At 71.1% G+C, this 20,252-nt stretch carries 21 protein-coding genes; 8 read left to right on the top strand and 13 right to left on the bottom strand.

The genetic code is table 11. The features are described from left to right. Positions 1–51 precede the first annotated feature (51 nt). The 3 genes from QDS12_RS06000 to meaB all read right to left on the bottom strand — a co-directional run bounded on the left by QDS12_RS06000 (position 52) and on the right by meaB (position 3,406). Positions 52–1,110: a BMP family ABC transporter substrate-binding protein gene (locus QDS12_RS06000; protein WP_279877697.1), complete on the bottom strand. Its 1,059-nt coding sequence runs from the start codon at positions 1,108–1,110 to the stop codon at positions 52–54. Positions 1,111–1,213: 103 nt separating this feature from the next. Then, complete coding sequence (locus QDS12_RS05995; protein WP_279877696.1) at positions 1,214–2,413, bottom strand: amidohydrolase; 1,200 nt, start codon at positions 2,411–2,413, stop codon at positions 1,214–1,216. 9 nt (positions 2,414–2,422) lie between these two features. Continuing rightward, positions 2,423–3,406, bottom strand: a complete 984-nt coding sequence (gene meaB, locus QDS12_RS05990; protein WP_279877695.1) for a methylmalonyl Co-A mutase-associated GTPase MeaB — start codon at positions 3,404–3,406, stop codon at positions 2,423–2,425. Positions 3,407–3,471: 65 nt separating this feature from the next. On the opposite strand from meaB, the gene QDS12_RS05985 reads away from it, so the two are divergent. Then, complete coding sequence (locus QDS12_RS05985; protein ID WP_279877693.1) at positions 3,472–3,720, top strand: hypothetical protein; 249 nt, start codon at positions 3,472–3,474, stop codon at positions 3,718–3,720. Beyond that, positions 3,717–4,229 carry a hypothetical protein gene (locus QDS12_RS05980; RefSeq protein ID WP_279877692.1) on the top strand — a complete coding sequence of 171 codons (513 nt, stop codon included), beginning with the start codon at positions 3,717–3,719 and terminating at the stop codon, positions 4,227–4,229. Before QDS12_RS05985 ends, QDS12_RS05980 begins: the two co-directional genes overlap by 4 nt. A 21-nt stretch (positions 4,230–4,250) precedes the next feature. Here the strand turns inward: QDS12_RS05980 and scpA are convergent, their stop codons facing one another. Beyond that, positions 4,251–6,410: a methylmalonyl-CoA mutase gene (scpA, locus tag QDS12_RS05975; RefSeq protein WP_279877691.1), complete on the bottom strand. Its 2,160-nt coding sequence runs from the start codon at positions 6,408–6,410 to the stop codon at positions 4,251–4,253. Next, entirely contained in the window at positions 6,407–8,161 is a 1,755-nt protein-coding gene (locus tag QDS12_RS05970; RefSeq protein WP_279877689.1) for a methylmalonyl-CoA mutase family protein, read from the bottom strand. The genes scpA and QDS12_RS05970 overlap by 4 nt, the downstream gene beginning before the upstream one ends. Before the next feature lie 74 nt (positions 8,162–8,235). On the opposite strand from QDS12_RS05970, the gene QDS12_RS05965 reads away from it, so the two are divergent. After that, positions 8,236–8,673: a hypothetical protein gene (locus tag QDS12_RS05965; protein WP_279877688.1), complete on the top strand. Its 438-nt coding sequence runs from the start codon at positions 8,236–8,238 to the stop codon at positions 8,671–8,673. On the opposite strand, the gene QDS12_RS05960 is transcribed toward QDS12_RS05965, so the two are convergent. The 3 genes from QDS12_RS05960 to QDS12_RS05950 are packed head-to-tail and all read right to left on the bottom strand — an operon-like array spanning position 8,674 to position 10,283. Then, entirely contained in the window at positions 8,674–9,126 is a 453-nt protein-coding gene (locus QDS12_RS05960; protein ID WP_279877686.1) for an SRPBCC family protein, read from the bottom strand. A 9-nt stretch (positions 9,127–9,135) separates the two neighbouring features. Then, entirely contained in the window at positions 9,136–9,606 is a 471-nt protein-coding gene (locus QDS12_RS05955) for a GNAT family N-acetyltransferase (protein WP_279877685.1), read from the bottom strand. A gap of 5 nt (positions 9,607–9,611) precedes the next feature. Continuing rightward, entirely contained in the window at positions 9,612–10,283 is a 672-nt protein-coding gene (locus tag QDS12_RS05950; protein WP_279877684.1) for a hypothetical protein, read from the bottom strand. A gap of 75 nt (positions 10,284–10,358) precedes the next feature. Between QDS12_RS05950 and QDS12_RS05945 the strand changes: the two genes are divergently transcribed. Further along, entirely contained in the window at positions 10,359–11,147 is a 789-nt protein-coding gene (locus QDS12_RS05945) for a carbon-nitrogen hydrolase family protein (protein WP_279877683.1), read from the top strand. A 48-nt stretch (positions 11,148–11,195) separates the two neighbouring features. Here the strand turns inward: QDS12_RS05945 and QDS12_RS05940 are convergent, their stop codons facing one another. Then, on the bottom strand, positions 11,196–12,347 hold the full coding sequence (locus tag QDS12_RS05940) for a ScyD/ScyE family protein (RefSeq protein ID WP_279877682.1): 1,152 nt from the start codon (positions 12,345–12,347) through the stop codon (positions 11,196–11,198). A 167-nt stretch (positions 12,348–12,514) separates the two neighbouring features. Here QDS12_RS05940 and QDS12_RS05935 point away from each other — a divergent pair, with 167 nt between their 5' ends. The 4 genes from QDS12_RS05935 to QDS12_RS05920 all read left to right on the top strand — a co-directional run bounded on the left by QDS12_RS05935 (position 12,515) and on the right by QDS12_RS05920 (position 17,120). Further along, positions 12,515–13,546, top strand: a complete 1,032-nt coding sequence (locus tag QDS12_RS05935; protein WP_279877679.1) for a glycosyltransferase — start codon at positions 12,515–12,517, stop codon at positions 13,544–13,546. A gap of 64 nt (positions 13,547–13,610) precedes the next feature. Next, on the top strand, positions 13,611–14,312 hold the full coding sequence (locus QDS12_RS05930; protein WP_279877678.1) for a succinate dehydrogenase cytochrome b subunit: 702 nt from the start codon (positions 13,611–13,613) through the stop codon (positions 14,310–14,312). A gap of 10 nt (positions 14,313–14,322) precedes the next feature. Continuing rightward, positions 14,323–16,377, top strand: a complete 2,055-nt coding sequence (locus tag QDS12_RS05925) for a fumarate reductase/succinate dehydrogenase flavoprotein subunit (RefSeq protein WP_279877677.1) — start codon at positions 14,323–14,325, stop codon at positions 16,375–16,377. Next, a complete protein-coding gene (locus tag QDS12_RS05920; protein WP_279877676.1) occupies positions 16,377–17,120 on the top strand; it encodes a succinate dehydrogenase/fumarate reductase iron-sulfur subunit in 744 nt (247 codons plus the stop codon). Before QDS12_RS05925 ends, QDS12_RS05920 begins: the two co-directional genes overlap by 1 nt. A gap of 74 nt (positions 17,121–17,194) precedes the next feature. On the opposite strand, the gene QDS12_RS05915 is transcribed toward QDS12_RS05920, so the two are convergent. The 4 genes from QDS12_RS05915 to trpS are packed head-to-tail and all read right to left on the bottom strand — an operon-like array spanning position 17,195 to position 20,083. Beyond that, the gene (locus QDS12_RS05915; RefSeq protein WP_279877675.1) at positions 17,195–17,425 is read right to left on the bottom strand and encodes a hypothetical protein; all 231 of its coding nucleotides are present in this window, start codon (positions 17,423–17,425) and stop codon (positions 17,195–17,197) included. Further along, positions 17,422–18,480, bottom strand: a complete 1,059-nt coding sequence (locus tag QDS12_RS05910; RefSeq protein WP_279877674.1) for a YihY/virulence factor BrkB family protein — start codon at positions 18,478–18,480, stop codon at positions 17,422–17,424. The genes QDS12_RS05915 and QDS12_RS05910 overlap by 4 nt, the downstream gene beginning before the upstream one ends. 28 nt (positions 18,481–18,508) lie before the next feature. Continuing rightward, positions 18,509–19,045, bottom strand: coding sequence for a 2'-5' RNA ligase family protein (locus QDS12_RS05905; RefSeq protein WP_279877672.1), 537 nt, complete (start codon positions 19,043–19,045; stop codon positions 18,509–18,511). Between the two features lie 12 nt (positions 19,046–19,057). Then, positions 19,058–20,083, bottom strand: a complete 1,026-nt coding sequence (gene trpS, locus QDS12_RS05900) for a tryptophan--tRNA ligase (protein WP_279877670.1) — start codon at positions 20,081–20,083, stop codon at positions 19,058–19,060. Between the last annotated feature and the right edge of the window lie 169 nt (positions 20,084–20,252).

Genomic DNA, 20,252 nt, shown 5'->3' with positions numbered 1-20,252 from the left:
CCGGGGCGAACGCTACAACGTCCGGCCCGGGCCCGGGATCACGCAGGGGCGTTACTTGACCGTCGTCGGAACCTTGATGGTGCCGTCGATGATCTGCTTCTTGAAGTCGTCCAGCTTCGACTTGATGTCGTCGACCTGGCCGCCGCTGGTGGAGAAGTCCACGCCGCCGGCCTTGAGGTCGAAGGTCACGGTGCCCGTCAGCGGGTCGCCGTCCTTGACTGACTTGATGAAGTTGTAGACCGCGACGTCGACGTGCTTGATCATCGAGGTCAGGATGAACGGCTGCAGGTCGGCCGACGCCGTGAGGTACTGGTCGGAGTCGACGCCGATGGCCAGGCCCTTCGCGGCCTTCGCGGCCTGGAAGACACCGAGGCCGGAGCCACCAGCAGCGTGGTAGACGACGTCAGCGCCGGCGTCGAACTGGCCCTCGGCAGCGGTCTTGCCCTTGCCCGGGTCGTTGAAGCCGGTGAAGTCCGGCGGCTGGGTGAGGTAGGCCGACTCGATCTTGATGCTCGGGTTGACGGCCTTGGCGCCCGCGTCGTAGCCCGCCTCGAACTTGTTGATCAGCGGCGTGTTGACGCCGCCGACGAAGCCGATGTGGCCGGCCTTCGACTTGAGGGCCGCGGCGGCACCGACCAGGAACGAGCCCTGCTCCTCGGCGAAGACGAGGTTGGTGACGTTCTTGTCCGTGTTGGCCGTGTCGTCGATGATCGCGAACTTCACGTCCGGGTACTGCTTCGCGACCTTGCCGACCGCCTCCGAGTAGGCGAAGCCGACCGCGATGACGGGGTTGTAGCCCGCGTCGGCCAGCTGGATGAGCCGGTCCTCCTTGGCGGACTCCGCCTCGTCCGGGGTCGCCTCGGACTCCGAGGTCTTGATGCCGAACTCCGACTTGGCCTTGTCGAGACCAGCCGCCGCCATGTCGTTGAACGACTGGTCGCCGCGGCCGCCGATGTCATAGGCCATGCCGACCTTGATGTCAGACTTCCCGCCCGAGCTGCCGGTGTCGTTGGCCGAGTTCTTGTTGTCGCTGCCGCCGCCGCACGCAGTGAGCGCGACCGACAGGATGCCGGCAGTCAGTACTGCCGCGAACTTGGTGCTGCGTCGCAAGACGCCTCCTCTGGATCCTCCTGGACGTGCCCGGACGGGGCACGCATGGACGAACCCTAGGCGGATGGACCTGCGCTTCGCATACCCGACATCAAGTTGTTACCTAGAGGTTGCTCATCGTCGCGAGCGCCTCGGCCGCCGCGGCGGCGAGCACCTTGGCGCCGACCGGCACCGCGCGGTCGTCGACGCGCAGGTTGCCCTGGTGCAGGTCGTACGTCGGCCCGCCCGGCGTACGGGTGCCGAGCCGGAACATCGCCCCGGGGATCCGGTCGAGGTACCAGCCGAAGTCCTCGCCGCCGAGGCTCTGGTGGGTGGCCACCTGCCCGCCGGGTCCGAGCACGTCGAGGACGGCCCGGACGAGGACCTGGTGGCAGCCGTCGTCGTTGACCACCGGCGGCACGCCGCGCGTGTACTCGACGACCGCCTCGACGGCGTAGGGACGGACGATGTCGGCGACCGCCGACTGCACGATCGGCTCGGCCTCGGCCCACGCGACCGCGTCGAGGATCCGGAGAGTGCCGCTGAGCAGCCCCTCCTGGGGGATGACGTTGGACGCCGAGCCGGCGCGGATCATGCCCCACACCATGCTGGCGCCGGCGCGCGGATCGAGCCGACGGGACAGCACCGCGGGCAGCTCGGTGGCCAGCGTGGCCAGCGCGAACGTCACGTCGCCGGTGCGGTGCGGCCGGCTCGTGTGGCCGCCCGGGCCGCTGATCCGGACGATGACGTGGTCGGAGGCGCTGGTGATCGGCCCGGCCCGCAGCCCGACCTGGCCGACGTCGACCGTCGGGTCGGCGTGCAGCGCGAAGATCCGCCGGACGTCGTCGAGGGCGCCCTGGTTCATCATGTGGAGGGCGCCGCCCGGCATGGTCTCCTCCGCCGGCTGGAGCAGCAGCCGCACCCGGCCGCCGAGCATCCCGTGCCGGTGCATCTCGGTCAGGGCGTACGCCGCCCCGAGCAGGCAGGTGACGTGCAGGTCGTGTCCACACGCGTGGGCGACGCCCTCGATCGTGCTCGACCAGGGGTCGGCCGTCTCGTCGTGGATCGGGAGGGCATCCATGTCCGCGCGCAGCGCGATCGTCCCGACGCCCTCGCCCGAGTCGGGGCCGAGCTCGGCGACCAGGCCCGAGCGGGGCATCGGCGTCATCTTCCAGCCCAGACGGTCGAGGTGGTGGGCGGCGACGCGCGTGGTGCGCTGCTCCTCCCAGGACCGCTCGGGGTGCGCGTGCAGGTTGCGGCGCAGCAACACCAGCTCGTCGGAGTTCTCGTCGACGACCTGGGTGATCAGCGCTGCGATGTCCACCTAACGACGTTAACCGTCGTAGGCCTGGAGGATGCGGTCCGCCGCCACCGTGGCGGGGAGTTCTCCGGCGAGCACCTGGTCGCGGACCTCCTCGCGGATCGCCCGCACCCCCGGATCGTGCCGCAGTCGCTGCTCGAGCTCGTCGCGGACCAGCGCCCACGTGAAGTCCAGCTGCTGGCGGGCACGCTTGTCCCGCAGTCCGTCGTCGCCGAGATACTCGCGGTGGCGCAGCACCTGCTCCCACACGCCGTCGACGCCGACGTCGTGCAGACCGCTCGCCGTGACGACCGGTGGCGCCCACTCACCCTTGCCTCGCACCAGGCGCAGCGCGCCGGCCAGCTCGCGGGCTGCGGCCCGGGCCTCGCCCTCGCGATCGCCGTCGGCCTTGTTGACGGCGACCACGTCGGCGATCTCGAGGATGCCCTTCTTGATGCCCTGCAGCTGGTCGCCGGTGCGGGCGATGGTGAGGAACAGGAAGGTGTCCACCATGCCGGCCACGGTGACCTCGGACTGGCCGACGCCGACAGTCTCGACCAGCACGACGTCGTAGGCCGCCGCCTCCAGGACCGCCATCGCCTGCACGGTCGCCCTGGCGACACCGCCGAGTGTTCCCGCGCTGGGACTGGGCCTGATGTAGGCGTTCGGGTCGACGGCCAGCCGCTGCATCCGGGTCTTGTCGCCGAGCACCGAGCCGCCGGTGCGGACGCTGGAGGGGTCGACCGCGAGCACGCCGACCTTGTGACCCTCGCTGGTCAGCCGAGAGCCGAGCGCCTCGATGAACGTCGACTTGCCCACGCCGGGGACCCCCGAGATCCCGACCCGTACGGCGGCCGGCCGTTCGACGTCGGCGAGCCCGGTCAGCAGCTCGCGGGCCGTGTCCCGGTGCGCCGGCTTGGTGGACTCCACCAGCGTGATGGCGCGCGACACCGCGGCGCGCCTTCCCTCCACGATGCCGGCGAGAAGGTCGTCGAGCGATTGCTGCTGGGTCGGCACGGCGGCCAGTGTGCCATGTCAAGAACAGGTTGACACCTAGTTTGCGTCAACCGTAAGTTGACACCATGACCAACCCCCACCCCGCCGGCCACGCGCTCGGTGTCGGCTCGATCCTGGTCGGCATGGGCCTGTTCCTGCTCGGCCGCTCCCTCGACGGCTTCCTCGCCGGCCTGTTCACGGGTGCCGCCGTCGCGCTGATGCTCCTCGGCGTGCTCGTGATCTCGCGGTCCTGGCGCAGGGACGGCGGCTGGCTGCCGAGCCGCGGGGACGAGGACGGCGACTGGCTGCCCAGCCGCGACGAGGCCGACCGGTGAGCGAGCTGGCCGACGCGCTCGGCGCGGCCATCCTCGCCACGCGGACCGACGAGGCCGACTCCGACGACGCGTTGGCCCTGGTTCGGCGTACGGCCGCCGCGGAGCAGGCCGTCGGTGGCCTGCTCCAGCAGGCCGTCGGCGCCGCCCGGGCCGAAGGACACAGCTGGGCGGCGATCGGCGCGGAGCTGGGCATGAGCCGCCAGGCGGCGCAGCAGCGGTTCGGCGGACGAGACGAGGAGAGCGTCGGCCCGGAGGAGCGCTGGCTCGGCCCGGTCACGGCGTTCGACGAGATGCGCGAGCTGGAGCTGGCCGGACGTCTCGGCTGGCACACGGTCGGTGCGGGGATGCTGCGCCACCGGATGCTGCGCACCCCGACCCAGTGGGAGCACCGCCGGGTCGCCTGGGTCAGGCTCCCCTCGCGCTACGAGAAGGACGGCTGGCAGGTCGGCTGCAAGGCGTTCCCGTGGCTCTACCTCGTGCGCGACACCGGCCGCCCCGTCGAGGAGTGACGGAGGCGACCGGCGTCGGGGTCAGTGGTCGAGCTGCTCGCGGAGCCGCCGGAGCAGGTCGAGCGCCGACTCGGCGATCACCGTGCCGGGCAGGAAGACCTCGGCGGCCCCCATCTCCTTGAGCGTCGCGACGTCGTCGGGCGGGATGACCCCGCCGATGACGATCATGATGTCCGGCCGCCCCTGCTCGGCGAGCGCCTTCTTCAACGCGGGAAGGAGCGCCAGGTGCCCGGCCGCGAGGGAGGAGACGCCCACGATGTGCACGTCGGCGTCGACGGCCTGCTGGGCGACCTCCTCCGGGGTGGAGAACAGGGGACCGACGTCGACGTCGAAGCCGAGGTCGGCGAAGGCGGTCACGACGACCTTCTGGCCGCGGTCGTGGCCGTCCTGGCCCATCTTCGCGACCAGGATGCGCGGGCGCCGGCCCTCCGCCTCCTCGAAGTCGGCGGTCGCCTGCAGGACCTCCTCCACCGAGGCGTCGCCACCGGAGGTGGCTTCATCCCTGTACACGCCGGAGATCGTACGGATGACCGCCTGGTGGCGGCCCCACACCTTCTCGATCGCCTCGGAGATCTCGCCGACCGTCGCCTTCGCGCGGGCGGCGTCGACGGCGAGCTCGAGCAGGTTGCCTCGACCGGACTCGGCCGACGACGTCAGCGCGGCCAGTGTGCGCTCGACCTCTTCGGGGCTGCGCTCGGCCCGCAGCCGCTCGAGCTTGGCGACCTGCTGACGGTAGACCTCGTCGTTGTCGACGCGGAGCACGTCGAGCCGGTCCTCGACCGCCGGGCGGTAGGTGTTGACGCCGATGACCTTCTGGCTGCCGGCGTCGATGCGCGCCTGGGTGCGGGCGGCCGCCTCCTCGATGCGCATCTTCGGGATGCCCTGCTCGATCGCCTTCGCCATGCCGCCCGCGGCCTCGGCCTCCTGGATGTGGGCCCAGGCGCGCTCGGCCAGGTCGTGCGTCAGGCGCTCGACGTAGTAGGAGCCGCCCCACGGGTCGATCGTGCCCGTCGTACCGCTCTCCTGCTGCAGGAGCAGCTGGGTGTTGCGGGCGATGCGTGCGGAGAAGTCGGTGGGCAGTGCGATCGCCTCGTCGAGGGCGTTGGTGTGCAGCGACTGGGTGTGGCCCTGGGTCGCCGCCATCGCCTCGATCGCCGTGCGGCCGACGTTGTTGAACACGTCCTGCGCGGTGAGCGACCAGCCGCTGGTCTGCGAGTGGGTGCGCAGCGACAGCGACTTCGGGTTCTTCGGGTCGAACTCGCGCACCAGCCGCGACCACAGGGCGCGGGCGGCGCGCAGCTTGGCGACCTCCATGAAGAAGTTCATGCCGATCGCCCAGAAGAACGACAGCCGCGGCGCGAACGCGTCGATGTCGAGGCCGGCGGCCAGGCCCGCGCGGATGTACTCGACCCCGTCGGCCAGCGTGTAGGCCAGCTCGAGGTCGGCGGTCGCCCCGGCCTCCTGCATGTGGTAGCCGGAGATGGAGATCGAGTTGAACCGCGGCATCCGCTCGGCGGTGAAGCTGAAGATGTCGGAGATGATCCGCATCGAGGCCGCCGGCGGGTAGATGTAGGTGTTGCGGACCATGAACTCCTTGAGGATGTCGTTCTGGATCGTCCCCGCGAGCTGCTCCGGCTTCACCCCCTGCTCCTCGGCCGCCGCGATGTAGAGGGCCATGACCGGCAGCACGGCGCCGTTCATCGTCATCGACACCGACATCTCGTCGAGCGGGATCCCGTGGAACAGCGTCCGGGTGTCGTAGATCGAGTCGATCGCCACGCCCGCCATGCCGACATCGCCGCGGACCCGCGGGTGGTCGGAGTCGTAGCCGCGATGGGTCGCCAGGTCGAACGCGACGCTGAGCCCCTTCTGGCCGGCCGCGAGGTTGCGCCGGTAGAACGCGTTGGACTCCTCGGCGGTCGAGAAGCCGGCGTACTGCCGGATCGTCCACGGCTGGGTGGTGTACATCGTCGGGTAGGGCCCGCGCAGGAACGGGCTCAGACCGGGGTACGTCGCGAGCGCGTCCACACCCTCGAGGTCGGCGGCCGTGTAGAACGGCTTGACCTCGATCCCCTCAGGGCTGTGCCAGCCCTCGCCACGCACCCCGAGCTCGTCGAGGGGTGCCTCGACCAGCTCGGCGTCCGCGAGCGGAAGCCCCGCGAAGCTCTCCGGGATGCTCATGACAATGCCTCTCGGGTCCGGTGCAGGAAGTCGAGCGCGTCGACGCCCAGGGCTGCCGAGTCGTCGACGGCGTCCGTGATCGGGCCGACGGGCTTGCCAGCGACGATCACGCGCCGGGCGCCGGCGTCGCGGAGCGCGGCGGCGGCCTCGGCTCCCCACTGCTCGTACGCCGCGTCGGAGCCCGCGAGGCAGACGACCAACTGGCCGCCGTACTTGCTCACGAGGTCCTGCGCGTCGGTGGTCGCCCCGGCCAGGTCGACCGCGACGCCGCCGGCGGCCAGCAGGTTGCTCGCGAACGTCGCGCGCGCGGTGTGCTGGGCGACCGTGCCGAGGGTCGCGAGGAAGACGTGCTGGGCCGGCGGCGTGTCGCGCAGCTCCTCGAAGCTGGCGCCGTAGCGGCGGACCCGGTCGGCGATCGCGTCCGGCTTCCGCTCAGGCAGCGTCTCCGTGAGGTCGGGGAACTCGCTGAGGCCGGTGATCGGCCGCTTGCGCCGAGCGATCTCGGCCTCGCGCCGTTCCACGATCGTCGCGACGCGGCCACGGAACGTGTCGAACCCGGTCGTCTCGATCTCCCCGAGCTCCGCCCACCCGGCGACGGCGAGGTCGTCGGTGAGTCGCTCGACGGCATACGCACCGCCGGCCGGGTCGGCGACGACCGCGACGTGGCTCTCGTCGATGAGCAGGTGGTTGACGTTGCGGGCGATGCGGCGGCCGAACGCCTCCGGGCGTCCGTTGGCGCTGTCGAAGGGCAGCACGGTGACCGCGTCCGCTCCCCCGACGCCTGCGGCGAAGGCGGCGACGGTGCCCCGCAGCATGTTGACGTAGGGGTCGTACTTGCTGAGCATCGGCCGGCTGGTGACGGCGTGGAGGCGCATGCGGACGCCGTCGGCACCGCTGAGCTCCAGCACGCGTGCCCAGAGCCGGCGGGCGGCGCGCAGCTTCGCGATCGTCGGGAACTGCTCGTCGGTCGCCGCGAAGCGGAACTCCACCAGTCGCGCCGCCTCGGTCACGCTGAGGCCGGCCGCGGTGAGGGTGCGCAGGTACGTCGCTCCGACGGCGAGGCCGTAGCCGAGCTCCTGGGCGTCGCTGGCGCCGAGGTCGTGGGCAGCGGTCGCGTCGACGACGACGCCGAGCACGCCGAGCTCCTGCGCGAGCCGCGCGACGCCGACCAGGTCCTCCTGCCACGCACCCTCGGCCCGCAGGTCGCGGTGGACGGCGCCGATCGGGTCGACGCCGAGGTTGGTGGCCGGGTGCGGCTCCACGCCCGTCCGCGAGACGAGCGCGAGCAGGGCCCGGGCGGCCTGCAGCGGCGCAGTCGGCGCGTCGAGGACGACCGGTGCCAGGTCGAGGAGGACGCCGTCGAGGACGGTGTCCAGGTCGGTGGCCAGGTCGGTGTCCGCGTCGGCCTGGACCCAGAGGCTGGTGACGCCGCCGTCGAGGTCGGCGAGCGCGCTCTCGTTGGCGAGCTCGGCGTCGGGGTCGGCGACGAAGGAGCGGATGTCCCAGGCACCGGCGCGGGTCGGCCGTCCGGCCGTGGTCAGGCCCTCGAGGTCGGCGGGAGTCCCGAGCGGCGTGACGGCGATGCCGTCCAGCGTCGTACGAGCCAGCTTGTCCCAGACGAGCGCGTCGGCGTCCTCCTCGGTGAGCCGCCGCGACTTGCGGAGCACGCCCGCGGCCGCGGCCTCCCACTCGGCGACGCCGTGGTCGTCCTCGGGCTGCGCCAGCTGCAGGTGCGCAGGCTTGTCGGTCATGCGGGGCACCTTAGGAAGAGGGAAGTGGCGATCGCCACCGAGTGTGAGGTTTCCAACCAGTAGCCTCCTCATCCGTGAAGGTGCACGACCCCTCCGGCCAGGTCTGGCGCGTGCATCGCCGCTGGCTCCCGTGGAACCCGCGGATCCGCGACGTCGAGTCCATGCCTGACGGCAGCTCCTTCGACTTCTTCGACGGGGTCGACGACCTCGGCGGCGCCGTCGCGGCGCTCGCGATCGGCCTCGTGGTCCTGGTCCTCCTGCCCATTGTGGCGCTGTTGATGATCACCGGCGTCGAGCTCGTCCTGGTCCTCGCCGTATTGCCGTTCGCGGTGGCCGGGCGCATGGTGTTCGGCCGCAAGTGGTGGGTGCAGGTCCGGCGCGGGTGGAGGCTCGCCCGGGAGGAGATGGTCGGCGACTGGCAGGCCAGCGGCCTGCGGGTCCACGACCTCGTCGACCGCATCCGCCGCGGCGAGGTCGACGCGGCCACCGGATCCGCCGCCGAGCGGTCCTGATCAGGCCCGCTCCAGCTCCGTCCTGAGCCAGTCGTTGCGCTGGCTGAGCAGCCGCATCAGGTAGCGGGTCAGCACCAGCGTCTCCGCGGCACGGCCCAGGACGCCGTACGGCGCCTCGAAGGTCGCGATGTCGACCATGAGGGTCCGGTCCAGGTGCGGCGTGAACGTGTGCTCGTGCCGCCAGCTGCGGAACGGGCCGGCGACCTGCTCGTCGACGAAGCGTCGGGGCCGGTCCCATGCCGTGATGGTGGACGTCATCCGGAACGGCAGCCCGAAGTGGCGCGCCCGCCACGTCACCGTGTCGAGGGGACCCATCCTGCCCTCCGTGATCCCGTCGACCGCACGCTCGCCCGACGGCCCCATCGACGCCGTGTGGGCGTCGACCGACAGGCTGAGGTCGAAGCAGTCCTCGGGCGAAGCCCTGACGAGCGTCTCCAGACGCAGGGTCGGCATGGCGCGACGCTAGCCCCGGACCATCCGACGGTGCAGCCCTTCGGGCTCTTCCTCGACCTGCCCGTCGAAGGCGAAGCCGTGCCGCTCGTAGAAGCCGATCGCGCGGGCGTTCCCGTCCAGCACCCAGAGGTACGCCGGCCGGTCGCCGATCGCGGTGTCGAGCAGCCGGTGCCCGAGCCCGGTGCCGTAGTGGGCACGCCGGACGTAGAGCGCCATCACCTCGAGGTCGCCGCTGCCGTCGCGACCGCGCCCGATGCTCACGAACCCGACCAGCCCGCCGTCGTCGTCGGCGACCCACGTGGCCCCGTGCGGCCAGGCGATCCGCTCGCGCCAACGCTCGACCTTCTCCTGCATCGGCCTCGCCTGCCGGTCGTCGAGGACCCGCTGCGGCATCAGCCCGGTGTAGGCCTCGTCCCAGACCTGGACGTGCAGTGGTGCGAGCGCCTCGGCGTCGGACACCTCGGCAGGCCGGATCGTCACGGGCCTCAGCCTGTCACCGCGAAGTCCGGGAGACGAACCTCTTTCTCCGCCGCCGGGGCTCCGTCGAAGCTGACCTCGCTCGCCGCCACCGACATCGCCAGCGTGTAGCCCTGGTGCTCGATCGCGGCCCGGCACTCCGCCTTCGCGGACTCGTCGTCCTTGGCGCCGAGCGGCCTCCCGTAGAACGCGTTGGCCGGCACGTTCGCCCGCTCGATCGTCGACTCGACGTCGCCGAGCCCCGTCCCGTAGGACCGACCCGTCACGTAGAAGACGGAGTAGCCGAGCGCGTGGGCGGTCCGCACGAACCGCACCGACCGCGGGACGAGGGCGTTCAGGCCGGCGAAGTGCGTCTGGAGCATGACGTCGTCGATGCCGAGGACCACCGCGAGCCGCTCGCCCGGGCGCCGGTGCGCCATGCGCTGGCGCAGCCATGCCTCGGCGCTGCCGCCGCCGACGGCGGTGTCGTAGATGTGGCCGACATCCGCGAGCCACGCGGCCGCGCTGGCCGGCGCCGCCGGCATCCACTCGTCCGCGGCGCCCTGCGCCGCACCCTGCGCCGCTGCCTCGTGGCGAGCGCCCGGCGACCCTCCGGTCACCGCGCAGCCCCCCAGCAGGGCCGCGCCGACCAGGGCGGCCAACGCTGCCCGCACGCGCGGGGCCTTCGTCGTGGTGAGCACGCTCCTGACCGTACGAGGCTGATCGTGAAGGGATCCTGAAGGTCGGGAGGGCTGCCTCTGCGGCACAATCGCATCGTGACGCTCCGTATCGTCGCCGTCCAGGCCACCCCGACGGTCGGCGCGGTCGCCGACAACATCGCCGCGGCGGCGGCCTGGACCCGCAGGGCCGGGGCCGACCTGGTCGTCTTCCCCGAGGCCTTCACGACGGGGTACGACGACGCCGTGTTCCGCGGCCCGCTCCCCCGGGCCGACGACGCCGCATGGCTCGGTCCGCTCCAGGAGGCGGTCGAGGAGACCGGGACGACGGTGGTGCTCAACAGCGCGCTCGACCGGGGTGACCGGCGCACGCTCACCGACGTCGTCCTGGTGCCGGGGCGCGAGCCGTGGCCGGCGTACGACAAGCAGCACCTGCACCCACCGGAGCGCGCGGTGTTCACTGCCGGTGCGCACGCGACCACGCTCACCATCGGTGAGATCGGCGTCGCGCTGTCGGTCTGCTACGACGCCAACTTCCCGGAGCACGCAGCGGCAGCTGCGGCGGACGGCGCGGTCGTCTACGTCAACTCGGGGGCCTACTTCCCGGGCGGCGAGCACCGGCGCGACCTGCACTACGCGAGCCGTGCGCTCGACAACGGGATCTACGTGGTCCTCAGCGCCCTCACCGGTGGCGGGTTCATCGGGGGCAGCGCGGTCTACGACCCGCTCGGGCGGCCGGTCGAGCGGCTGGGCGCGGAGGAGGGCATCGTGGTCGCGGAGATCGACCCGGACGTCGTCGCCGCCGTCCGGGAGGACCAGCGGATGTGGGCCGACCGCCGCAGCGACCTCGAGCACCGGGTCGCGGTGGACCTGACGACGCAGAGCTGAGGCTCGCCCTCGTCCGCCGAGCCGGACGAGGGCGAGCCTGTCGTGTCGTCAGCGCTGGCGCAGGAACACCAGCCGACCGGCGGGCGGGTCAGCCAGCGCGTGGTCGGTGAAGTAGAGCCCCCGCCGCGTGGACTCGATCTCCGCCGGCTGCGAGGTGGCGAGGAAGTCACGCACCACCGGGCCGCTGCGCCGCAACGTGATCTTCGAGATCTCGTCGCCGAACAGCTGGGTGACATACAGCGAGCCACCCTTCCCGACCGCGATGCCCGTCGGGCCGAGCAGGCCGTCGACGAGCTGCCGCACCCGGCCGCTGCGCGCGCTCACGGTGAACACGCTGCCGCGGGCGTCGAGCTGGTCGCCCTCAGGACCGCCGGGCAGGCTGGTCACGTAGAGCCGGCCGCCGCGCCCGAGCTCGATGTCGGTCGGGACCGGCTCGAACCAGTAGGTGTGGCCGACGAAGCAGGGGTCGAGACCGAGGCCGGTCGCAGCATCGGCCGTGAGCGTGTAGGGGATGCCCGGAAGCGTGGCGACGGTCTGGATCCGACCCCGCGGCGAGACGAGGAAGACCGCGTTGGCGCCCGCGTCGGCGACGTAGGTCCAGCCGCCCCTCAGTGCGTACGTCGCGTAGGGGTGCGAGTCGGGGAGCCCGGTGTAGGTCGCCGGCCCGCTGTCGGCCGGCCACTTGGCCGCGCAGGTCGGGTCGATGCTGCGGAAGCCGTAGGTCGTCGACGAGTCGGGGTTGTGGGCGTTCTCGTAGGCGCGGATGTCAGCGACGGTGCGGACGGAGCCGTCCGGGTAGAGCTTCTTGAGCCAGGAGTCCACCGGCCCCTCGTCGTTGCTCTTGGTCACGGTGAAGGTGACGACCCTGCCGTTGACCGACACGCCGCCGACCTCGTTGCCGTCGGGGTCGGTGTAGACCACGGTGGGCGCCTTCCCCGGCCGCACCTTCGTGAGCTTGCCGGCGAAGTTCTGGCTGACATAGACGGTGCCGTTCTCGGCGACCGCCGCGCGCAGCGGCGACACGAGGCCGGTCGCGAGCACGCGCTGGGTCTGGCCGTGATGGTGGCGGTGCTTCGTGCCGTGCTTGCCGTGGGACCCGTGGGCGTCGGCGCTGGCAGCACCGGCGAGGGTCAGGGCAAGGGCCGAGGCGAGCGCCGCTGTGACGCGTACTCCTCGGTGGGATAGGGCGGAAAACGTCATCGGTCTCCTCCAGGTGTCTCGGGTGGCCCCGACGTTCGCCTGTGAACCGTCTGTGCGCCACCCCCATTGCCCCATCTGAGGGAGGGCATCCCGTCCGCGCCCGCACGTTCACCGGACGGCTACCCCGCGGCAGCGGTCCCGCCACCTGCCTGGCGCACGGTGCTGCCATGAGGATCGCACTCGTCACCGAGCACTGGTTCTCGCGCTACCCGGCGTCCGACGGCACGACCACGACCGTGAAGGCCGTGGCCGACCGGCTCATCGACCTCGGCCACGAGGTCCGACTGGTGGCGCCGGGCCCCGGGCTGACCCGCTACCGCAACAGCCGCGTCGTCCGGATCAGCCCGCTCGCCCAGCCCGGCGCGCAGGTACGCGACGCGCTGGCGGAGTTCGATCCCGACCTGGTGCACGTCACGGATCCGGGGCGGATCGGCCGTCGTGCCCTCAAGCACGCCGAGCGGATGGAGCTGCGCTCCCTCGTCGTCCAGCAGTCGCCGGTCGGCCGCGCGACCGAGGACCTCTGGGTCTCGCGGGTCGCCGAGCGCGCGGACGACGTCGTCGTGACGGCGGGGTGGATGGTCGAGGCGCTCGCCCGGCTGGGAGTGGTGGCGGCGCTGTGGCGGCCCGGCGTCGACGGCCACGCCTTCACGCCCGCGCTGCGAGACCCGTGGCTGCACGGCAAGTGGGCGCGGGAGGGCCGCGTCGTCGTCGGCTACGCCGGCGCGCTCGCCCGCCGCCACGACGTCCGCGAGCTCGCGCTGCTGTCGGGCGTCCCCGGCATCCGGGTCGTCCTCATCGGGGACGGTACCCAGCGCGGCTGGCTGGCCGACCGGCTGCCTGGCGCGAAGCTGGTCGGACCGCTCGGCACCGGCGACCTCGCCATCGCCCTGGCCAGCCTCGACGTGGTGGTCCACCCGGGGCGGTCGGAGACGTGCTGCCACGTCCTGCGCGAGGCCGGCGCGTCCGGCGTACCCGTCGTCGCTCCGCGCTCGGGCGGTGCCGGGGAGCTGGTGCGCAACCTGGAGACCGGCCTGCTCTACGACGCCGACACGCCGGGCGGCCCGGCCGAGGCGGTCGCGTCACTCGCGGCGGACCCGCGCCGCTCCTACCTCGGCGCTCGCGCTCGCGAGCTGGCCCTGGAGCGCAGCTGGACGAGGGCGGTCGACGAGTTGATCGACGCGCTGGTGACCTGCCGGTAACCGGGCATATGTCACACCGCCCCGCGTCACATGACCGATGTCACCGCGCGTATCGTGCTGCGCTGTGGCAACCACCGAACTCGTCAAGGGAGTGCGCACGACGCGCTCGACGATCGCGCTGAAGCTCCTCATGGCGATCAGCGGCATCGTCTTCATCCTGTTCGTCCTCGTGCACATGTACGGCAACCTCAAGGCCTTCTCCGGCCACGACGCCTACAACGAGTACGCCGAGCACATCCGCACCGTCGGCACCCCGATCCTGCCCCGCACGGGTGCGCTCTGGGTGCTCCGCGTCGTGCTGATCGTCTCGCTCGTCGCGCACGTGGCGAGCGCCGCCGCGCTGTGGAAGCGGGCCAACCGGGCGCGTCCGGTCAACTACCAGGTGAAGCGGAACCTCTCCTCGTCGCTGTCCTCGCGGACCATGCGGTGGGGCGGTCTCACGCTCCTGGTCTTCATCATCTGGCACCTGATCAACTTCACGATCGGCAAGGTCAACGTCAGTGGTGGCGCCACCAACGACCCCTACAACCTCCTGGTCGACAGCTTCGACACGTGGTGGCTGACCGTGATCTACCTGGTCGCCATGCTCGCCCTCGGCCTGCACCTGCACCACGGCACGTTCAGCTCGTTGCAGACCCTCGGCTACACCAACACCGCGTCGTCGCGCCAGCGTGCCCGGGTCGCCGGCTGGGTCGTGGCGATCGTCATCGCCGGCGGCTTCTCGCTGGTCCCCCTGTTCACGCTGTTCGGCGTCATCACCAAGTAAGGGCACAGACATGGCTGCTGGAACCCACTACCTCTCCGGACTCACCGCCACGAACGGCCCGGCCGTGCAGACGTCCGACGACGCGGAGGGCTTCTACGTCCTCGGCGACAAGCTCGTCGACGAGAAGACCCCGACGGGCCCGATCGCCGAGCGCTGGACGACGCGCAAGTTCGAGAACCGCCTGGTCAACCCGGCCAACCGCCGCAAGCTGTCGGTGATCATCGTCGGCACCGGCCTGGCCGGTGGCGCCGCCGCCGCGACGCTCGGCGAGGCCGGCTACAACGTGAAGTCGTTCTGCTACCAGGACTCCCCGCGCCGGGCCCACTCGATCGCCGCCCAGGGCGGCATCAACGCCTCCAAGAACTACAAGGAGGACGGCGACTCGGTCTATCGCCTCTTCTACGACACGGTCAAGGGCGGCGACTACCGCTCGCGGGAGTCGAACGTCTACCGCCTCGCCGAGGTCAGCGCCAACATCATCGACCAGTGCGTCGCGCAGGGCGTCCCGTTCGCCCGCGAGTACGGCGGCCTGCTGGACAACCGCTCGTTCGGCGGCGTGCAGGTCTCCCGCACGTTCTACGCCCGCGGCCAGACGGGCCAGCAGCTGCTGCTCGGTGCCTACCAGGCCATGGAGCGCCAGGTGGCTGCCGGCACCGTGGAGCAGTTCACCCGCCACGAGATGCTCGACGTCATCATCGCCGACGGCCGGGCGCGCGGCATCATCGCCCGCGACATGGTCACGGGTGAGATCGAGACTCACCTGGCCGACGCCGTCGTGCTCGCGACCGGTGGCTACGGCAACGTCTACTTCCTGTCCACCAACGCGATGGGGTCCAACGTCACCGCCGCGTGGCGTGCCCACCGCAAGGGCGCCTACATGGCCAACCCGGCGTACACGCAGATCCACCCGACCTGCATCCCGGTCACCGGCGCGCACCAGTCGAAGCTGACCCTGATGTCGGAGTCGCTCCGCAACGACGGTCGCGTCTGGGTGCCCAAGAACGCCGCCGACTGCGAGAAGGACCCGCGCGAGATCCCCGAGGCGGACCGCGACTACTTCCTCGAGCGGATCTACCCGTCGTTCGGCAACCTGGTCCCCCGCGACATCGCCTCGCGTGCGGCGAAGTACATGTGCGACGAGGGCCGCGGCGTCGGCCCCCAGATCGAGGAGACCGGCCCCGACGGCGAGAAGCGCCTCGTCCGCCGCGGCGTCTACCTCGACCTCACCGACGCCATCCGCCGGATGGGCCGCGAGAAGGTCGAGGAGAAGTACGACAACCTCCTCGACATGTACGAGCGGATCACCGGCGAGAACCCGTACGAGCTGCCGATGCGCATCTACCCCGCCGTGCACTACGTCATGGGCGGCCTGTGGGTCGACTACGAGCTGCAGACCAACGTCACCGGCCTCTTCTGCGCCGGTGAGGCGAACTTCTCCGACCACGGCGCGAACCGCCTCGGCGCCTCGGCGCTGATGCAGGGCCTGTCCGACGGCTACTTCGTGCTGCCGAACACCATCCGCGACTACCTCGCCGACGGCCCGTTCCCGGTCATCGACGAGACGCACCCCGCCGTCGTCGAGGCCCAGCAGGCCGTTCAGGAGCGGATCAACCGCTTCATGACGATCAACGGGCGCCGGTCGGTCGACTCCTTCCACAAGCAGCTCGGCCAGATCATGTGGGAGTACTGCGGCATGGAGCGGACCAAGGAGGGCCTGATCAAGGCCATCGGCCTGATCCGCGACCTGAAGAAGGAGTTCTGGAGCAACGTCAAGGTGCTCGGCTCCGCCGACTCGCTCAACCAGGACCTCGAGAAGGCCGGCCGCGTGGCCGACTTCATCGAGCTGGGTGAGCTGATGTGCATCGACGCGCTGAACCGGCGCGAGTCCTGCGGCGGCCACTTCCGGGCCGAGTCGCAGACCGAGGACGGCGAGGCGCTGCGTCACGACGAGGAGTTCGCCTACGTCGCGGCCTGGGAGTGGGGCGGCGATGACGGTGCGCCGGTCCTGCACAAGGAAGACCTGATCTACACCGCCATCGAGATGAAGCAGAGGTCCTACAAGTAATGAAGCTGACGCTCAAGATCTGGCGCCAGGCCAACGCGTCGGCCGCCGGGGCGATGCACACCTACGAGCTCGACGGTGTCTCGACGGACATGTCGTTCCTGGAGATGCTCGACCTGCTCAACGAGCAGCTCGTCACCTCGGGCGAGGAGCCCGTCGCCTTCGACTCCGACTGTCGCGAGGGCATCTGCGGCATGTGCTCGCTGATGATCAACGGCCAGGCGCACGGCCCGGAGGTCACGACGACCTGCCAGCTGCACATGCGCTCGTTCAACGACGGCGACGTGATCACCATCGAGCCGTGGCGGGCCTCGTCGTTCCCGGTCGTCAAGGACCTGGTCGTGGACCGCTCGGCCTTCGACCGGATCATCCAGAACGGCGGCTACATCTCCGCCAACACCGGTGCTGCGCCCGAGGCCAACTCGGTGCCGGCGCCCCGCGACAAGGCGATGCGAGCCTTCAACGTGGCGACCTGCATCGGCTGCGGTGCGTGCGTGGCGGCCTGCCCCAACGGCTCGGCCTCGCTGTTCCTCGGTGCCAAGATCACGCACCTCGGTGAGCTCCCCCAGGGTCAGCCCGAGCGCTACTCCCGCGTGGCCTCGATGGTCGCGCAGCACGACCACGAGGGCTTCGGTGGCTGCACCAACATCGGCGAGTGCGCCGCTGCGTGCCCCAAGGAGATCCCGCTCGACGTCATCTCGCAGCTCAACAAGGACCTGCGCTCGGCGATCAAGCAGGGCTACTGAGCCACACGTTCGCCGGTCGAGCCTGTCGAGACCACGAGGGCCGCTCTCCCGCTGGGAGGGCGGCCCTTCGGCTTTCAGGCCTCGCGGCGCGCGGCGCGCAGGGCCTTGAGGCCGACGGCGGCGAGCACGCCGCCGATGATGAGGTCGACGACGATGAGGACCGTGTGCGCTACCCAGTAGCCGGTCGGGTGATCCTCGCCGTTGGAGTGCGCGGCGGAGAGGTTCTTGGCGAACGTGATCCAGATGAAGAAGTTCCAGACCGCGACGCCGATCAGCAGCCACGCGTGCTTCTTGGAGAACCTCACTTGCGTCCCACCTTCTCGAGGAGTCCCAGGGCAGCCACCATCGTCCCAGCGCCGGCCAGGAACGACCCCACCGGCACCGTACGTCGGCCGTCCGGCGAGGCCTGCGCCACACCGTCGGGGCCGGCCAGCGCCAGGGCCGGCGTCTGCGGACCCTGCACCGGAGCCGCTTCGAACGCGGCCGCCTGGAGCTCACGTGCGGCGGGCGAGGTGTAGGCCCACGCGGCGGCGTAGAGCACGACCCGGGCGAAGTAGTTCATCCAGACGACGAGGATCAGCGCGATCCCGAACGCCTGGAAGGCGGGGCTCCCCCGCACGACCCCCAGCAGCAGGAACGAGATCGACTTCAGGACCTCGAAGACGAAGCCGCCCATGAACGCGCCGACCCACAGGGACCGGGACGGCACCTGGGCCTCCCCGACGAGCCGGAAGAGCACGAAGAAGAGCACCGCGTTGATCGCCCAGCCGATCAGCCGGGTGATGAGCTGGAGCAGCCAGCCGAGGCCGGCGCCGAGCCCGAGCCAGTCGAGCAGGTCGCTGGAGAAGCCGGTGACGGCGCCGGCCGCGATGACGCTGAGGAAGAGCACGAGGCCGATCGCGACGAGGCCGAGGAGGTCGTAGAGCTTGCCGACGACGAAGTTCGGCCGCTCCTGGGGCGGGACCTCGAAGACGACGTGGAGCGAGGTCCGGGTCGCGTCGAGCCAGCCGAGGCCGGCGTAGAGCACGCCGAGCAGACCGAGGACGCCGGCCAGGCCGGAGAAGTGCTGCACGTCGCTGAGGGAGATCTGGCCCTCCCCGTTGCCCACGAGGCCGGGGACGACCTGGTTGATCGCCTTCGTGAGGTTCGCCTGCGCGTCGGGGTAGACCTTCGCCACCCAGCCGACCACGAACACCGCCAGGGCGAGGATCGGGAAGAACGACAGGAAGCCGAAGTAGGTGACCGCGCCGGCCTGCTGCCCGGCTGCCACGGTGCTGTAGTGCTCCTGGGTGCGCAGCGCGTGGTCGACCAGCGGCCGCCGCGCCCGCAGGTCGTCGAGACGCTGCTTCAGTCCCGCCATGCCCGGCCGGTACCCGCCGGAGGCCGGATCAGCGTCGCGCGTCGGAGCGCAGGACGAAGTCGCGCGTCGGGCGCCACCCGTTCTGGTCGTCGTGGACGTAGAGGTGGAAGTCGTGCACCTCGAAGGTGCACTCGAACTCGGCGAGCTCCTCGAAGGCCCGGTCGAGCGCCTCCTCCGGCAGGTCGTGGGCGACCGTCACGTGCGGGTGGTAGGGGAAGGAGAGGTCGACGGCGAGCGGTCCCCGGCGTACGGCGGAGGCCAGCTGCTCGCACGAGGAGATGCCCTCGACGACGGCGACGAAGACCACCGGCGAGACCGGCCGGAACGTGCCGGTGCCGCGCAGGTGCACCTCGAAGGAGTCGACGGTCTCGGCGACGTCGGTGAGGTGCGCCTCGATCTTCTCGACGACCTCGGTGGCGACCTCGGTCGGCGGGACCAGCGTGATGTGGGTCGGGATCATCGACGCCGTCGCGTCACCCAGCCGCGCGCGGTAGTCCTGGAGCTGGCTGGCCCAGGGCTCCGGGATCGCGACGGCCACACCGATCGTCCGCACGCTGGTCGACATTACCGGGCGAGGCTACCGCGCCGGCGGGACGAAGCCGACCCGCTCGTAGACGTCGGCCAGGGTGCGCGAGGCGACCTCGCGGGCCTGCTCGGCGCCCTTCTCCAGCACTGACATCAGGTGGGTCTGGTCGTCGAGCAGCGCGTGGGTCGTGGTCCGGAACGGCGTCACGAAGTCCACGACCACGTCGGCGAGGTCCTTCTTGAGGTCGCCGTAGCCGCGGCCGGCGTACTCGTCCTCGAGCTTCTCGACCGTGCTGCCGGTGAGCGCCGAGTAGATCCGGAGCAGGTTGGAGACGCCCGGCTTGCCGGCCTCGTCGAACCGCACCACGGTGTCGGAGTCGGTGACCGCGCTGCGGATCTTCTTCGCGCTGACCTTCGGGTCGTCGAGCATCTCGATGATGCCGCCGGGGCTGGACGCCGACTTCGACATCTTGATCGTCGGGTCCTGCAGGTCGTAGATCTTCGCCGTCTCCTTGAGGATGTAGGGCTCCGGGAGGCGGAAGGTCTTCTTGTAGCGGCTGTTGAACCGCTGCGCGAGGTCGCGGGTGAGCTCGAGGTGCTGCCGCTGGTCCTCGCCGACCGGGACGTACGCCGGCCGGTAGAGCAGGATGTCGGCGGCCATCAGCATCGGGTAGGCGAACAGGCCGACGCTCGACGCGCCCTCGCCGCCCTTGGCCGACTTGTCCTTGAACTGCGTCATGCGGCGCGCCTCGCCGAAGCCGGTCAGGCACTCCAGCACCCAGGCGAGCTGCGCGTGCTCGGGCAGGTGGGACTGCACGAAGATCGCGCTGCGCTCCGGGTCGACGCCGGCGGCGAGCAGCTGCGCGGCGGCGACGAGGGTGCGGCGGCGCAGCACCTTCGGGTCCTGCTCGATGGTGATCGCGTGCTGGTCGGCGATGAAGAAGAACGGCTCGTAGTCGGCCTGCAGGGCCTCCCACTGCCGCACCGCACCGAGGTAGTTGCCGAGGTGGTAGCTGTCGGCGGTCGGCTGGATGCCGGAGAGCACCCGGGGCCGGACCTCAGGAGTGGTGTCGGGCATGCGGCCATTGTCGCTGATGCACCGCCCGCGCACCCAACCGGGATTCAGCGCTCCTCCGCAACCGACGTGCTCCCCGGGAGTCTCACGAGCGACAGCACGAGCAGGAGGACCGGACGAACGAGCTCCGACGTGAGCATCAGGCTCCTGAGAGGGCCGTCGTGGCCGTCGC

This window comes from Nocardioides sp. CER19, assembly GCF_029846275.1.
Classification (GTDB): domain Bacteria; phylum Actinomycetota; class Actinomycetes; order Propionibacteriales; family Nocardioidaceae; genus Nocardioides.
Note: the sequence above shows the minus strand (reverse complement) of the source record. Positions and strands in the feature narration are given on the sequence as shown.